The 14,520-nt window shown below is 43.5% G+C and carries 16 protein-coding genes and 2 tRNA genes; 12 read left to right on the top strand and 6 right to left on the bottom strand.

The features are described from left to right. Positions 1 to 37 precede the first annotated feature (37 nt). Together Q7V21_RS01065 and Q7V21_RS01060 are read left to right on the top strand one after the other, a co-directional pair. Positions 38 to 113 (top strand) — tRNA-Asn (locus Q7V21_RS01065). Positions 114 to 502: 389 nt separating this feature from the next. After that, positions 503 to 2,275: a methanol/ethanol family PQQ-dependent dehydrogenase gene (locus Q7V21_RS01060; RefSeq protein WP_304915521.1), complete on the top strand. Its 1,773-nt coding sequence runs from the start codon at positions 503 to 505 to the stop codon at positions 2,273 to 2,275. Between the two features lie 215 nt (positions 2,276 to 2,490). Here the strand turns inward: Q7V21_RS01060 and tatC are convergent, their stop codons facing one another. The 4 genes from tatC to Q7V21_RS01040 form a co-directional block, all read right to left on the bottom strand. Beyond that, positions 2,491 to 3,228 (bottom strand): twin-arginine translocase subunit TatC, encoded by a 738-nt coding sequence (tatC, locus tag Q7V21_RS01055; protein WP_304915520.1) that lies wholly within the window; start codon positions 3,226 to 3,228, stop codon positions 2,491 to 2,493. Further along, a complete protein-coding gene (gene tatB / locus Q7V21_RS01050; protein ID WP_304915519.1) occupies positions 3,225 to 3,614 on the bottom strand; it encodes a Sec-independent protein translocase protein TatB in 390 nt (129 codons plus the stop codon). Before tatB ends, tatC begins: the two co-directional genes overlap by 4 nt. A gap of 24 nt (positions 3,615 to 3,638) precedes the next feature. Beyond that, the gene (gene tatA / locus Q7V21_RS01045; RefSeq protein ID WP_370654035.1) at positions 3,639 to 3,854 is read right to left on the bottom strand and encodes a Sec-independent protein translocase subunit TatA; all 216 of its coding nucleotides are present in this window, start codon (positions 3,852 to 3,854) and stop codon (positions 3,639 to 3,641) included. Between the two features lie 95 nt (positions 3,855 to 3,949). Next, a complete protein-coding gene (locus tag Q7V21_RS01040; protein ID WP_304915518.1) occupies positions 3,950 to 4,960 on the bottom strand; it encodes a helix-turn-helix domain-containing protein in 1,011 nt (336 codons plus the stop codon). A gap of 539 nt (positions 4,961 to 5,499) precedes the next feature. Between Q7V21_RS01040 and Q7V21_RS01035 the strand changes: the two genes are divergently transcribed. The 10 genes from Q7V21_RS01035 to napH all read left to right on the top strand — a co-directional run bounded on the left by Q7V21_RS01035 (position 5,500) and on the right by napH (position 13,697). Continuing rightward, on the top strand, positions 5,500 to 6,219 hold the full coding sequence (locus tag Q7V21_RS01035) for a TorF family putative porin (RefSeq protein ID WP_304915517.1): 720 nt from the start codon (positions 5,500 to 5,502) through the stop codon (positions 6,217 to 6,219). Between the two features lie 445 nt (positions 6,220 to 6,664). Beyond that, positions 6,665 to 7,522, top strand: coding sequence for a methylamine utilization protein MauF (locus Q7V21_RS01030; protein ID WP_304915516.1), 858 nt, complete (start codon positions 6,665 to 6,667; stop codon positions 7,520 to 7,522). 64 nt (positions 7,523 to 7,586) lie between these two features. Continuing rightward, positions 7,587 to 8,807 (top strand): methylamine dehydrogenase (amicyanin) large subunit, encoded by a 1,221-nt coding sequence (gene mauB / locus Q7V21_RS01025; RefSeq protein WP_304915515.1) that lies wholly within the window; start codon positions 7,587 to 7,589, stop codon positions 8,805 to 8,807. A 12-nt stretch (positions 8,808 to 8,819) separates the two neighbouring features. Beyond that, positions 8,820 to 9,368, top strand: coding sequence for a MauE/DoxX family redox-associated membrane protein (locus Q7V21_RS01020; protein ID WP_304915514.1), 549 nt, complete (start codon positions 8,820 to 8,822; stop codon positions 9,366 to 9,368). Between the two features lie 23 nt (positions 9,369 to 9,391). Further along, positions 9,392 to 10,027 (top strand): methylamine dehydrogenase accessory protein MauD, encoded by a 636-nt coding sequence (gene mauD, locus Q7V21_RS01015; RefSeq protein WP_304915513.1) that lies wholly within the window; start codon positions 9,392 to 9,394, stop codon positions 10,025 to 10,027. Positions 10,028 to 10,069: 42 nt separating this feature from the next. Further along, complete coding sequence (mauA, locus tag Q7V21_RS01010; RefSeq protein ID WP_304915512.1) at positions 10,070 to 10,630, top strand: methylamine dehydrogenase (amicyanin) small subunit; 561 nt, start codon at positions 10,070 to 10,072, stop codon at positions 10,628 to 10,630. Between the two features lie 21 nt (positions 10,631 to 10,651). Beyond that, positions 10,652 to 11,650, top strand: a complete 999-nt coding sequence (gene mauG, locus Q7V21_RS01005; RefSeq protein WP_304915511.1) for a tryptophan tryptophylquinone biosynthesis enzyme MauG — start codon at positions 10,652 to 10,654, stop codon at positions 11,648 to 11,650. 100 nt (positions 11,651 to 11,750) lie between these two features. Then, positions 11,751 to 12,116: a hypothetical protein gene (locus tag Q7V21_RS01000; protein ID WP_304915510.1), complete on the top strand. Its 366-nt coding sequence runs from the start codon at positions 11,751 to 11,753 to the stop codon at positions 12,114 to 12,116. Between the two features lie 28 nt (positions 12,117 to 12,144). Further along, positions 12,145 to 12,831: a ferredoxin-type protein NapG gene (gene napG / locus Q7V21_RS00995; RefSeq protein WP_304915509.1), complete on the top strand. Its 687-nt coding sequence runs from the start codon at positions 12,145 to 12,147 to the stop codon at positions 12,829 to 12,831. Beyond that, positions 12,828 to 13,697, top strand: a complete 870-nt coding sequence (napH, locus tag Q7V21_RS00990) for a quinol dehydrogenase ferredoxin subunit NapH (RefSeq protein ID WP_304915508.1) — start codon at positions 12,828 to 12,830, stop codon at positions 13,695 to 13,697. The genes napG and napH overlap by 4 nt, the downstream gene beginning before the upstream one ends. Positions 13,698 to 13,752: 55 nt before the next feature. On the opposite strand, the gene azu is transcribed toward napH, so the two are convergent. Then, positions 13,753 to 14,202, bottom strand: a complete 450-nt coding sequence (azu, locus tag Q7V21_RS00985) for an azurin (RefSeq protein WP_304915507.1) — start codon at positions 14,200 to 14,202, stop codon at positions 13,753 to 13,755. A gap of 201 nt (positions 14,203 to 14,403) precedes the next feature. Then, positions 14,404 to 14,477: transfer RNA gene (locus Q7V21_RS00980), tRNA-Cys, on the bottom strand. Positions 14,478 to 14,520: the final 43 nt, after the last annotated feature.

Raw genomic sequence — 14,520 nt, 5'->3', positions numbered from 1 at the left:
CATCCGGTTCGAGTCTCTATCATACCCATCTTTCTGTTCCCCGATAGCTCAGTTGGTAGAGCAAATGACTGTTAATCATTGGGTCGCTGGTTCGAGTCCAGCTCGGGGAGCCAATGATTTAAAGAACCTCAGCAAGTAATTCTTCTGAGGTTTTTTTATGTCTTAAATTTGCCGACCACGCTTTAAATAGATCAATAATCGCAATCCAGTTTTTTCTTAGAAACTCTCCGTCATTCAGACAACCCTCGCTCCAACCTCTTTTATTCTTCCAAACCTTATATATAGGTTCTACTCAGAATAACTCACTAATACATCCGTCCCAGCACCGCCAAACCTGATTCCTATCAACTTGACTGTGGTTCCAAAACCTCCAGAAAAGATTCGGACACACAGGCCATTAATTCTGTTTCCTCGTTGCTAATATCCTCACACCGTTCAAAAGCCTATGACGCATGACTAATAACTAATGGCTTTTTATGGCGGCTAACATAGAGGAAACAACATGACTAAAACAAAATTATCTTTACTGATGCTGTCCCTGACGCTTCCTGGTTACAGTGTTGCAGATGAGTTACGCGAAATGCAGAAAAACCCTGACACCTGGGTGATGTCAGCGGGTGATTATGCCAATACACGTTATAGCCAATTGACTGAGATCAATCTGGACAACGTGCAAGATCTGAAAATGGCCTGGTCATTCTCTACCGGCGTGTTACGTGGCCATGAAGGTAATTCACTGATTATTGATGATGTGATGTATGTGCACACGCCATTTCCAAACATTGTCTTCGCATTGGATTTGAACAATGACGGGGCCATCAAATGGAAATATGAGCCTAAACAGAATTACGATGAAACCGTTCCAGTTATGTGCTGTGACGTAGTCAATCGTGGTCTGTCTTATGGCGACGGCAAAATCTTCCTGAATCAGGCTGATACCACCTTAGTCGCTTTGGATATCGAAACCGGTGAAGTGATCTGGTCTGATAAACGTGACGATCCAAGAACCGGTGCGACCAATACCGGCAACGCCAATGTGTTTAAAGACAAAATCATTGTCGGTATTTCAGGTGGCGAATTCGGCGTACGTGGCTATGTTCAAGCCTACGATATGAGTGGTAAAACACTTTACAAAGCCTACAGTACCGGTCCCGATGACGAAATGATGGTTGATCCGCAAAACACGACAGCCATGCTGCAACCTATCGGCAAAGATTCTTCGCTGAACTCCTGGCAAGGTGAACAATGGAAAATCGGTGGCGGCACCACATGGGGCTGGTTCTCCTATGATCCCGATATGAATCTGTATTACTACGGTACAGGTAACCCATCCACCTGGAATCCTTTGCAACGTCCCGGTGACAACAAATGGACCATGGCGCTGTTCGCTCGTGATCTGGATACCGGTATAGCCAAATGGATTTATCAGATGACACCGCATGATGAATGGGACTATGACGGCGTCAACGAAAATATTCTGGTCGACCAGAAAATCAAAGGCAAAATGCGACAAATGCTGGTGCATTTTGACCGAAATGGCTTTGGTTACACCATGGATCGTGGAACAGGTGAACTGCTGGTTGCTGAAAAATTCGACCCAAGTGTCAACTGGGCCAACAGCGTCAGTCTGAAAACAGGTTTGCCAGATCGGGTAGCTAAATACTCACCTGCAGCCAATGGTGAAGATACTCAAACCACCGGTATCTGCCCTGCAGCGCATGGTGCAAAAGATCAGCAACCTGCCGCGTTCTCGCCGCGTACCGGCTTGTTCTATGTGCCCACGAACCATATCTGTATGGATCTGGAACCATTTGAAGTCGAGTTTATCGCCGGCCAACCGTATGTTGGTGCTGAAGTAAACATGTATCCGGCAACCAAAGACAATATGGGTAACTTTATTGCCTGGGATGCTCGCGAAGGCAAAATCGTCTGGTCCAATCCTGAACGATTCTCAGTTTGGTCAGGTGCGATGGTTACTGCTGGCGATGTCGTTTTCTATGGCACGTTAGAAGGCTATATCAAAGCGCTTGATGCTCATAACGGTCGTGAACTTTGGCGCTTTAAAACCGCGTCAGGCATTGTCGGCAACGTCAATTCCTATAAACATGGCGGTAAACAATACATCTCAATCTTGTCAGGTATTGGTGGTTGGGCCGGTATCGGTATGACCAACAATCTTGAGAATGACAGTGATGGTCTGGGCGCAGTGGGAGCCTACAAATCACTGTCCAACTGGACATCATTGGGCGGCGTATTGAGTGTGTTTAGTTTGTAAATTGATTTAACAGCAGCTTCATAATTTGGCCCGACACTATTTATAGTGTCGGGCTTTTTTTAATTTTGACCCTAATTCATATGATTAAAACTAATCATGCTCTGCTTAACTTAAATGAAGTAAACCTTAGTCCATTCTATGAGAATTACGTTGATTCTCTTAGGCCGAATACATTTAGCTTGGACGATGAATACGCAACATAATACCTGCATATCTCAATATTGATTTTGCTCTATATGGACTTTATTTTTCGACATACTGGCCACCAATATCCCTACTTCATATAACAACCACATAGGTATCGCCAACATAAACTGAGAAATCACATCTGGAGGTGTTACTATCGCTCCCAATACAAACGCTCCAACAATGACATAGGATCTGGCATTTCTTAGTGCCACGATACTTACCACCCCAGCTTTAACTAATAAAACCACTACAACGGGTGTTTCAAAAGCCAGGCCAAATGCGATGAATAAGCTAATCGCAAAATCAAAATATTTACTAATGTCGGTCATTACTGCAACCCCCTCTGGGGCGGTGCTCGTAATAAATCCAAAGACAACCGGAAATACTAGAAAATAGGCAAACGCCATCCCACTTATTAGTAAAACTACACTTGAAATAATCAGTGGGGCAATCAAGCGGCGTTCATTGTTGTATAGTCCTGGGGCAATGAATGCCCAGACTTGATAAAGCGTATATGGAGAGGCTAACAAAAAGGCAACCAGCAATACCATTTTCATAGGAACAAAAAATGGAGTTGTGACCTCTGTTGCTATCATCTGGCCTCCTGCTGGAAGGCTATTCAGCAATGGAGTTGCCATAATGTGATAGATTTCGTTGGCGAACGGAAACAAAGCAAAACTGATTAACAATATGCCAATAACGATACGTAATAAACGATCACGCATCTCAACCAAATGGGAGAAAAGATTATTCGGTGTAGTCAATTAGATAAACTCCTCTTCATAGGCTCTGAATCTATATTGCTAACATCGTTTAATGGTGTGCTTGGTGAGTCAAAATCATCTTTTGGTTTAGTGTCAGTTTTCATCGGTTGTATATTTTGATGAATGACCGATTCAACTGGCTGCATCCCCTGACGCAGCTCCTCATTCAACCCTAAATCATGGTTTCGTAATTCCTTTTGTAATTGCATCAAATCTTCAGATTTCAGTTCTCTGTCAATTTCTGACTTTATATTCGTAGTGAATCGCTGCATGCGCCCCAAAAGTAACCCTGCGGTTCTCGCTACTTTAGGAAGCTTATCGGGGCCGATAACAATTAATGCCACGACTCCAATAACAAGTAATTCCGGGAAAGCAATATTAAACATTAGTTAAATACACCTTTCCTTAACTTATTGGTTTTCTTTGTGAGTAACTTTACTATCCATGTTTTGGGTTATCTCGACGCTGTCTAATTTTGCAGTGGGCTTTTCCTCACTAATTGCATCCTTGAACCCCTTAACAGCTCCACCAAGATCCCCTCCAAAATTACGTAATTTTTTTGTTCCAAAAACTAGAGCTACAATTACCAGCACGATAATCAATTGCCAGATACTAAATGCCCCCATTTCTCACCCCTGCTTATTTAGCTTGGCAACAATCATAACCACCAAGGTTTTGTTAAATTAATTGAAAATTACAGAATTACTTTTTCAATACCGCATCATTTAGCTAATGCTTTCGAATATTGCAACGTTTCACTTGGGCATTCCCCAAACAGCTCCCTGTAATAACGAGAAAACAGACTCATATGCCAAAAGCCCCACTTGGCAGCTACGTTAGCAATAGTCGTTTCATAAGGAGAAGATTGAAGTTCAGATCGAACACGATGAAGGCGAAGATTCCGCATATATTCAACAGGTGTAATTCCCAAAACTCGTGAAAAAGCGTGATTTAAGGTGCGCCGGCTAATGCATAAGTTGATACAAATTTCACCTATGGTTAAGCAATCACCATCACTGGATAAAGTTAACTCACGTACCCGATTTACAATGTAACGATGAATGCGTTGATCGTAATGTCTTTCTTGACCATCGCTGGCATGAAGAAGGGCCTGAAGACAAGTGTCCAACAAGTTGTCCTCAAAATGACGCAAGATATGTTGGATATTCGGATTACCCGCGCTTTTGGAAATATAGTTAGTACTGCTGTTCAACGCTGCCAATAATCTATGAGCAACATCTGTAGGGATAATTTCGACTGGATTGACGTTATCCAAGACCTTACGCAGGTCTATACCTTCAACCTGACCGGCGTATTCTTCAAGATGCTCAGCAGAAATGACAGCCGCGGTGATTTCTGAAAAATGAGAAGTTCTAAAAAGAAGTTCCGCATTCTTATCCAACGTGATCAATGAGTCGGGTTTAACCTGTTCACCACCCCAAGATGCATTACCTTCAATGATCGTTGGTAATCCTATGACATAGGTATCTTCTGGAGCACTGGCAATCTGATCAACGGCGCGGTTCATACTCTCGCGAAATATCTGCATATTTCTGCCAGTTACGCTCGTAATTGATCCAGTAAAGGAACCTCTATCTAATTGGGTATAATCCTGTGACCAAAACGGCAATGCTTCAGCTTGTTCCAACACATCCCGTGAAGTTCGCTCAACCAAATGCATTTTCCCTTTGCCCGCAGGACTGCTATTTAAAAGCGCCTCTCTAAAATTCATCTTGCTCTCTCCTCGCTTTGCTTTTCGTGGACATCATGGTCCGGCATTTAAAATATGCCTTATCGAAAAAAACGTCCTCCCCCCTTATTTTTTGTGCTTGTTTGATTTATTTGGTTCAGACTGTTGACACAACTCTAGGCAAATAGTGGGGGGATAGATAGCAATAATCGGCAACACTCTCAAAATGGTTTGAGCAAGCTCACATATTGGCTTATTCAAGCTGCATGGAATCTAGTTTAGCCATGACTTAAAAGACAATTACCATTTATTTTCACGACTATTCTTTGAATCATACTCCCATTAGCATTTTTATCTATTGAGTAGTAAATGCTTTTCCATAGCAACGGAACTCTATTTATTAAGTTACTTGTTGCCAGAATTTACTAATCGATTTTTCTTTTGCTCCGTATATTCGAACCACCTTCTTAAATTAATCATGGCTATTTAAGCAGCCAGATTATTACAAAGAAAGTCAAAGAAATTGGTCTGAAAAAGGCAAATTACATTATTTGAATGACATGGAACTTAAGGATCTTTCAATGAAGAAATCAATTATTTTGTTCAGTACTACGATACTTCTCTTATCTCAAAATGTTTTAGCTTGGGAAAGTGAGAATGGTCAACATTCAACAAGCGCTTCTGTAGCACTCTCAAGTGATTACATCTGGCGCGGTTACTCTCAATCGGATAATAAGCCTGCGATTTCTGGCAGTGTTGATTATTCACACATCAGTGGTTTCTATGCCGGCACCTGGGCATCAAATGTCGATTTTATGATTAACGATGATGACGCTCATCTTGAAATCGATATATATGCAGGATACGCAGGTGAATTTGATAATAGTGGCATTGCCTATGACGTGGGCGTGCTTCGTTATATCTATCCGGGGACTGATGGTGGAAATTGGAACGAAGTCTATGGGTCACTGAGTTACCATTATTTTTCACTTGGTATCTCACACTCTGGCGACGTATATGGTAGCGGAGAAAAAGGGACTTACTATAACCTGGGGGTAAATTACCCCTTGCCCACTGGCATCAATTTGGGGTTGGGGTTAGGTTATTACGACTATGACCGTGATGTCTTTGGCAGAGAAAATCCTGACAGTGCAACAGATTACCTAGTGGGATTATCGAAAGACGTTGCTGGTTTTGAATTGAACTTGAGTTACTCCAATACAAACAGCAATGCTAAAGATCTGTATGGAAGCAAATATGCAGATAGCCGTTTTATCTTCAGCATCGCCAAATCCATGTAATTGCAGTTGTTCATACTGGGATTGAAAATCTTTTGAATGCCTGATTACATTCTGAATCCACTCTCTCGATATATGGGAGGGTGGATCAGCAATTCATCTCCTCTGGAAAGTTTTTCAGGCATTTCTTCCCGAAATCCTGCTTAACACTAAAAGAGAGCCCTCTGCTGAATATGGGTTTCCCTCCCCCCCCATCTGACAGGAACCACCTATCTTATTATTTTTAATGGGTTTACTAAACCTTTACAGCTTCATCCCCCACCTTTCAAAGCCACCGACCTGCTTTTTACACTCCTGAATAGCAAGAATCGGCAACACCCCCTCAAATCGGGAAAAAATTCTCGCCCTCATGCCGATTATTGCTACGGCAGAAAAATTTAACTCGCTATAGTTAAGTCGTTGCAATTTTACAACAACAATAGGTCAGTTATGACCATAGGAGGAGAAAATGAAATTGGACCTAGGTGCTGAAGCATATCATCAGCCATCCCAAATTAATGCAGCGGTTGCATCAGTCCCTGATGCAATAGATTTTTCTAAACCGAGCTCAACTAAAACTCGTTTTTCGACCATGTTATTCGCCGTTATATCCGGTGTAACTGGAGGCGCTCTGTTAAGCACCCAAGGTGTTAATACTGGTGCCATGCAGTGGATGTTTATTGCGCTTGCTCTGATCGGTGGCTTTCTGTCCACTTGGTCACCATGCGGCTATTCAAGTCTTAGCCTACTCAGACCAGCTGGTAATTATTCCTTGGCATCAGTTCTGCGCTGGACTCCTACTTTTATAACACATGCACTTGGATATGCGTTGGGCGCATTAATGTTAGGTGGCATGCTGGGATTAATCGGCTGGGCATTTTTCAGTAACTTGCCCTTCGCATACATGGCTGGAGGTATGGCTTTACTAGCATTGGGTTACGGTGCACATCAGCTCGGTTTCATGAAGATGCCTTACCCACAACGTCGTGCTCAAGTCCCCCATGATGCGAGATTCCGTTTTCGTTCATCCACTATCGGTCTTTTATACGGCTATGCACTGGGTATGAACTATCTGACCTATGTGCAAACACCAATTCTTTACATCGTTACTGGCGTTGCCTTACTCAGCGGCAACGTTACAACGGCAATTGCCGTTATTGCCATATTCAACATCGGACGCTGTTTACCAGTTGCCGTTAACTTCCTACCGATCAGTAATCAATCAGTTCAGGCATGGTTGGCACGCTGGCAGGAACGTGCTGTTGAAATAGATGGATTCCTTCTGCTTTCGCTTGGATCAGCAGCATTAATGCTTCTGCTTCTGTAAGAGCCGAATGAGTCTTGTTTAGAGAAGTATGAAAAATTTTAACAACAATGGTTGGAGGAGAGATATGACCATAAAATTTAATGAACTTAAAACCGGGCATCCAAAACAATTTAAACGTCTAGCAGCAAGTATTGCTTTGACTGCATTGTTTGTTGGTGGATCGCAGGCAGTGATTGCTGGAGGCGTACCCCAACAACTTGGTTCCGAGGCAACTTTGGATCTAATGGATACACCAGTAATTCTTGATGCACCGCCTAGTGATGCCAAACGTGTTTATGTGCTTGACGCGGGTGCGTTTCACATGACATCAACTTATTACACTATTGATGGTAATAACAACAAACTGCTAGGCATGACTGATGCAGGCAAGCTACCCCATATGATGCTGGGTGATAACGGTAACTTTATGGCCATAGCCAGCACCATGTATTCCCGTGTTGCTCGGGGTACACGAGATGACTATATCGAAATTATTGATTCCAGAACACATAAACCAATAGCAGATATTGATATCCCAGAAGGCCGCTTCCTAACGCAAGTAATGCAACGCATGGCTAGTCTGAGTGCGGATGATAAGCATATCTTGTTTCAGCAATTTTCACCTTCACCCGCCGTTGGCCTCGTCGATCTTGAGAAAGAATCTTTTGTAAAGATGATGCCAATGCCTGATTGTTACCACCTGTTTCCGGTACCAGATCAAAAGTTTTTCATGCATTGTCGTGACGGTTCTTTATTAGAAGTAAGTTATGACAATGAAGGAAATACTCAGCAGAAAAACACCAAAGTTTTTCATGGTGAAGAAGACTATCTGTTCAATAACCCATCCTACTCTATAAAAACTGGTCGTCTTATCTGGCCAAGTACTGGAGGTCGGATCTTCCAAGCCAAGCTCTCAGCTTCTGGTGCAGAGTTTATTGCTCCATTTGATGCATTCACCGAAGAACAGAAAGCGGACAAATGGGCACCGGGTGGTTGGCAACCCGTCAGTTATCACAATGATCGTAACGAAATCTATTTGTTAGCTGATCAGCGTGAAAAATGGACACATAAGCTGACTAGCCGATATGTATTTGTAATTGATGCCACCACAGGGAAACAGTTGCGACGTATCGATATGGGCCATGAAATCAATGGTATCGGCGTAAGTCAGGATGCAGAGCCGTACTTATTCGCATCTTCACCTGAAGATCAATCACTCTACACCTTCGATGCAATCACTGGTAAAGAGCTAGGTCAGATCGATGAGCTCGGAAGAGCACCCGTAATGATTTACTTACCAGAATAAAGTGAGGAAATTATGAACTGGGTAATTAATGATGCTTCTGTAGCAGTACTGGCCTCCCTTTTTCTGGGACTGGTACTGGTCGCAGCAGCTATTCCTAAGTTACGACACCCTGACGAGTTTCAGGGTGTCGTAACCAACTACCGTTTGTTGCCATCTTTCATGGTAACGCCGTTTGCAAGATTGCTGCCTTTGGTTGAACTGGGATGTGCGATAGCACTTCAAATGACACCAGTTCGAGAATTAGCAGCTTGGGTAGCAGCGGGGCTTTTTATCATGTTTGCAGTGGCAATCGCTATCAATGTAGGTCGTGGTAGAACTCATATTGATTGCGGTTGTGTGCGTCGTCCTACCAGTGTCAGTCGTATCGGGATGTTCCATGTATTAAGGGCTCTTAGTCTGGCAGGTGTCAGTCTTTACGCAGCTTTAGTTCCTGTGCAGTTGGCTAGCGTTTCAATTGCATCATGGATTATGGGCCTCGCGGCAGCAACCATGCTGACCTTACTTTATTTGGCAGCCGACGTAATCGTTGGGCTACCTGCCACTCGTACCAACAAACCCTAGATCTAATTAAAGGAAATACTGAAATGAATTTTGAATTTCTTGTTGCATCAAATGTTCTTCTTTGGGGAGCTTTTTTGGCACTAGCCGCACTTATGCTTGGTGTCATTCGTCAGATTGGGCTGCTACATGAACGTTCAGCTCCACTAGGCGCCATGATGATCGATCATGGTCCTGATATTGGCGAACGCTCTCCGGTCTTTAATGTAACGACCATTGACGAGAAACCATTGTTGGTGGGTCGGGCTATCACCCCTGGGCGTCCAAGCTTACTAATGTTTACCGGCCCATCTTGTCCTGTCTGTGCAAAATTATTACCAATAATTCGCTCAGTAGCGGCTGCTGAAGGAACGGACGTTATTTTAATTAGTGACGGTACACAGGCTGAGCACCGCGAATTTCTGCAAAACCATCCTCTTCAAGGCGAGCGGTATGTGGTCTCAGCAGAAATTGGCATGCGATACCAGGTTTCTAAAGTTCCTTATGGTGTTCTACTCGACCAAGACGGCGTAATTCAATCTAAAGGTTTGTGTAATACCCGTGAACATGTTGAGAGCCTGTTCGAAGTTATTCGTCTGGGTCATTCTTCATTGCAAAGCTTTATGAAAGAAGGAACTACGGTTCCGGCAGCAGGTTTAGGCAAAGAAACGCACGTACATTAATCTGTGAATCAATAGTAATAAGTACTAACGGAGAGAATAGAAATGAAAAAAAATAAAGGTTTTGATTCCACTATCGAAAAGATGGCCAGAAGCACTGCCAGCAAAACTGGTCGTCGTGGCTTTATTGGAAAACTTGGTGGATTTATTGTTGGTGCAGGCCTACTCCCTTTGCTCCCTGTAGATCGTCGTGGTCGTATGAAAGAAGCCAATGCGACGACTACAGGGACTATGGATCGAGGCGGATTCCAACCACAGGATCAGGATACTCAAGCCTGCGATTATTGGCGTCACTGTTCTATCGACGGCAACCTCTGTGATTGCTGTGGTGGTACGTTAACTTCATGTCCTCCAGGAACCGAACTGTCCCCTAGCTCTTGGGTTGCCAGCTGTTACAACCCTGGTGATCAGCAGACTTATCTGATTGCCTATCGTGACTGCTGTGGTAAACAGACTTGTGGACGTTGTAATTGCCTTAATACTGAAGGTGAACTGCCGGTTTATCGTCCTGAGTTCTCCAACGATATCGTATGGTGTTTTGGTGCTAATAATGACGCAATGACCTATCACTGCACTATCTCGCCAGTTGTTGGTAAGGCGAGCTAAGGTATATAGGTATCACCTAGCATGAGAATCAGCAGCCTGTTTGTATTTTTATCAGTTGTCCTGACAATTCAGGCTGCTGACTCTTTTGCCTCTGAACTGGAAGCCTTCAGGCGTCCAGAGGGAATTCCGGCGCCAACTACCAACCCACTTACGGTGGAAAAGGCGGCGCTCGGAAAAACCCTGTTTTTTGATCATCGCCTTTCCAGAAACCAGGAAATGTCATGTGCCACGTGTCATGCACCAGATAAAAGGTGGAGTGATGGGCGCAAGATTCCGCTTGGCTCTGAAAGTCTTTCGAATCCTCGCCGGACCCCCACTGTTTTAAACAGCGCATGGCTTACTTCGCTAATGTGGGATGGACGGGCTGACACACTGGAGTCGCAAGCCGTTTTACCAATAACAACTCAACATGAAATGAATTACGACATGTCAGAGCTGACCATTCGCCTGCAAGATGTCGAAGGATATTACCCTTTATTTAAAGCCGCATTTGGTGATGAAATTATCAGCAAACAACGTATTAGTGAAGCTCTGGCCAGCTTTCAAAGGACTCTGGTTTCTGCACCATCACCGTTTGATAGATGGGTAGAAGGTGACGAAAATGCGCTGAGTGAAAGTGCCAAACGAGGTTTTGCCCTATTCAACGAAAAAGCACAATGTGCAGCCTGTCATACATCGTGGCGATTCACCGATGACAGTTTTCATGATATTGGTCTCGACAGTAATGATCTCGGTAAAGGTGCTCTAGTCCCGCCTCAAATAATCATTATGCAACATGCATTCAAAACCCCTTCGCTTCGTGATTTACCTGAAAATGGGCCTTTTATGCATGATGCTTCGATGACCACATTGGAAGAGGTAATCCAACATTACGAAAATGGCGGCATTCAACGAGAAAGTCTGTCTCCTGAAATGAAGCCTTTTAAGCTGACTGAAACCGAGCGTGATGATCTTATCGCTTTTATCAAAACACTAACGGGTCCGGTACTCGGCATTAGATTTCCTGATATTCCTGAATGAATATCACGACAACTTTAATTAACTACATGAAAACAACATGAACATTCTCGCAATAGAACGTCTCTACAAAATCTTTTTCAATATAGTCTACAGATTCATCTTGAGCCTACTTATTTCAGCCAGCTTTATTACCTGCGTTTACTCGATGCAGCCTCATGCTGAGCACCCAAAAGAAGCCGAATCCAAAATTCATAAAGTCTACTTACTGCATCACGATTTTGAATTCGATGTCTACACCGCATCCCCAGGCGACATCATAGAAATAATTAATCAGTCAGATATTTCTCATAGTGTTTACATCGAAACACCTGATGAAACAATCATCAATATAGATGAAAAGCTTTATGTGCAAACGCCTGGAGTATCAGTAAGGTGGAAAGTGCCTGAATCCGGTGAGTTTACTCTGCGTTGCTGGATCCACCCGATCATTCACGCCACGCTGCTTATTTCAGAATCGGTAGATTAAAAGTCGGCTAAAGCAATAGAGGTGGGAGATGAGAAATAAAACCGAACTTAATCCCGACAACGCTGAACCCGAGAGAAGAGTAGCATTCAAGCAGATATTTCGCCGTTTTGGTGTTGCAGTTGTCGGCACATTGGCAGGCCATGCCATGTTACGTTCCCGTCCAGCCATCTCTGCTGAAATTATCCGTCCACCAGGCGCATTACCCGAGCCAGCGTTTGACTCAACCTGTATTCGTTGTGGTTTATGCGTAGAAGATTGTCCCTACGATATTCTCAAATTAGCAAGTTGGACAGATGCTGCCCCCGTTGGTACACCTTTTTTTGTGGCCAGAGAAGATCCCTGCAGAATGTGTCCGGATATTCCATGTGCCCGAGCTTGCCCAACAGGAGCTCTTGATCCTTTATTAACAGATATTCGTAAAGCGGATATGGGTGTAGCAGTACTTGTTGGACATGAAACATGCCTTAACTATAAGGGAATGTCTTGTAGTATCTGCTGGCGAGTATGTCCGATTCGTGATGAAGCAATAACGCTAGAACCTGTGCAAAATGCCAAGGGTATATTACAAATCCCGACGGTTCACTCGGATAAGTGCACTGGATGTGGCACTTGTGAAAAACACTGTGTGCTATCTGAAACAGCGATACGTGTTTTACCACGCAAACTTGGTCTGGGGCGTCCTGGTAGAAATGCTGCTGGTCGCGACAAAGTATGATTAAAGTTATCAGAATTATTTGTACTGCAACCTATCGTAAACGATGGTTGCTTACACGTCGGACCGTACAACTTTTTATCCTACTGGCTTTTTTGTACTCTCTTCCATTTGTTGGTGACATCGCCACAGGCAACTTATCTTCCAGTGAATGGTTTGGCACAATTCCACTGACTGATCCCTTTATCCTGTTGCAATCATTTTTAGCAGGTTCATCACTCGCCTATCCGGCCTTGATTGGTGCATTAATCCTAGCAGTGTTTTATGCCCTTTTTGGTGGACGGATATACTGTAGCTGGGTATGCCCTATAAACATGCTCACTGATGCTGCCTATTGGTTTCGTCAACGCTTTAACATAAAAAGTAACTTATCCATTTCAAAAGAACTCAGAAAAGCCGTTTTGTTGCTCGCTTTATTGCTTTCTTTTTCTGCCGGTAGCCTAGCATGGGAAATAGTTAACCCTATTACCTTACTGCAGCGCGAATTGATGTGGGCATCCATGGCAGGTTCGATGTTTTTGTTGGCTTTGTTTTTCTTCGATCTATTAGTAAGCCATCGAGGCTGGTGTGGGCATCTTTGCCCAGTAGGTGCTTTCTACGGATTTCTCGGACATTTCGGACGTTTACGTGTCACCGTTAACAGAGCTGAATCTTGTGCAGGTTCGTCATGCTCAGCATGTATGAAAGTATGTCCTGAACCACATGTACTGGTTCCAGTGGTATCTCAAACGGGTAATACGGTTGTATCAGGTGATTGCACACGATGTGGAGCATGTCTTGATAAATGCACTTCCGGAGTACTTTCAATGAAAATAGATTTAGGCCACAAAAACTCCTTTAAAAATATCCCGATTGTGACCAAAAAATAGCCTCTATCTATAAGAAAAAAGGTTGACGAATTATCGCCAACCTTTGTATGAAATTTTATTCCACCAAATTAACACTGCCACGCATCATCGCTGAATGCCCTGGGAATGAGCAGAAGAAAGTATACGAACTGTCAGCACTCAATAAGCTGGTTTCAAATGTGACTGAAGCTTTTTCCCCTCCGCCAAGCAGTGGAGTAGCCGCAACCACCCGGCTGTCATCAGCAGGAAGGTAGTTATTTGCAATTCCTGCGACTGTTCCAGCAGCAACAACTGCTTGTACATCTGAGCTTTGAGTCATTACCCAGTTATGACCCATTCCGCCTTTTGGTAAACGCCCTGTATGCTCAAAGTTCACAGTGAACTGTTCGCAACTCATTGGAATATCCATCGTTCTGGTATTAAAAGACATGCCATCCCCGGCACTGATTGAAACTTCACATTCATTCGCTGTAGCAACCATGGGAAGCAGAGTAACAGCCAAAGGAAGCAATAAATAAAATCGCATACAAACTCCAAATTAAATAATTGTAGAGCCTATGATTTTAGTCCCGTCTCTTATTATTCATTAGCAAGAATCGGCATTGCTCAATTGTTAAACCGTTTAAGTTATCGGGTGTAAGTTTTGAGTTTAGGATGAAGTCACGAAACAGCAGGCATAAAAAAAGCGCTATAAGCGCTTAGGTATTATTTTTATGGTGTTTCAAAATGGAGGCTGGGGTCGGAATCGAACCGGCGTTCACGGAGTTGCAGTCCGCTGCATAACCACTCTGCCACCCAGCCGGGGTATGTCTTTTTTTCTTAAGGTCAAGACTAAAAAGCCGCA

It is taken from the genome of Methylophaga sp. (genome assembly GCF_030651745.1).
The sequence above is the reverse complement of the archived record's forward strand: the minus strand, read 5'-3'. Positions and strand labels throughout refer to the sequence as shown.

Coding starts and splice junctions, on each gene's coding strand:
- Q7V21_RS01060 (WP_304915521.1), top strand. CDS start 503: ATGACTAAAACAAAATTATCTTTACTGATGCTGTCCCTGACGCTTCCT.
- tatB (WP_304915519.1), bottom strand. CDS start 3,614: ATGTTTAATATTGCTTTCCCGGAATTACTTGTTATTGGAGTCGTGGCA.
- tatA (WP_370654035.1), bottom strand. CDS start 3,854: ATGGGGGCATTTAGTATCTGGCAATTGATTATCGTGCTGGTAATTGTA.
- Q7V21_RS01040 (WP_304915518.1), bottom strand. CDS start 4,960: ATGAATTTTAGAGAGGCGCTTTTAAATAGCAGTCCTGCGGGCAAAGGG.
- Q7V21_RS01035 (WP_304915517.1), top strand. CDS start 5,500: ATGAAGAAATCAATTATTTTGTTCAGTACTACGATACTTCTCTTATCT.
- Q7V21_RS01030 (WP_304915516.1), top strand. CDS start 6,665: ATGAAATTGGACCTAGGTGCTGAAGCATATCATCAGCCATCCCAAATT.
- mauB (WP_304915515.1), top strand. CDS start 7,587: ATGACCATAAAATTTAATGAACTTAAAACCGGGCATCCAAAACAATTT.
- Q7V21_RS01020 (WP_304915514.1), top strand. CDS start 8,820: ATGAACTGGGTAATTAATGATGCTTCTGTAGCAGTACTGGCCTCCCTT.
- mauD (WP_304915513.1), top strand. CDS start 9,392: ATGAATTTTGAATTTCTTGTTGCATCAAATGTTCTTCTTTGGGGAGCT.
- mauA (WP_304915512.1), top strand. CDS start 10,070: ATGAAAAAAAATAAAGGTTTTGATTCCACTATCGAAAAGATGGCCAGA.
- mauG (WP_304915511.1), top strand. CDS start 10,652: ATGAGAATCAGCAGCCTGTTTGTATTTTTATCAGTTGTCCTGACAATT.
- napG (WP_304915509.1), top strand. CDS start 12,145: ATGAGAAATAAAACCGAACTTAATCCCGACAACGCTGAACCCGAGAGA.
- napH (WP_304915508.1), top strand. CDS start 12,828: ATGATTAAAGTTATCAGAATTATTTGTACTGCAACCTATCGTAAACGA.
- azu (WP_304915507.1), bottom strand. CDS start 14,202: ATGCGATTTTATTTATTGCTTCCTTTGGCTGTTACTCTGCTTCCCATG.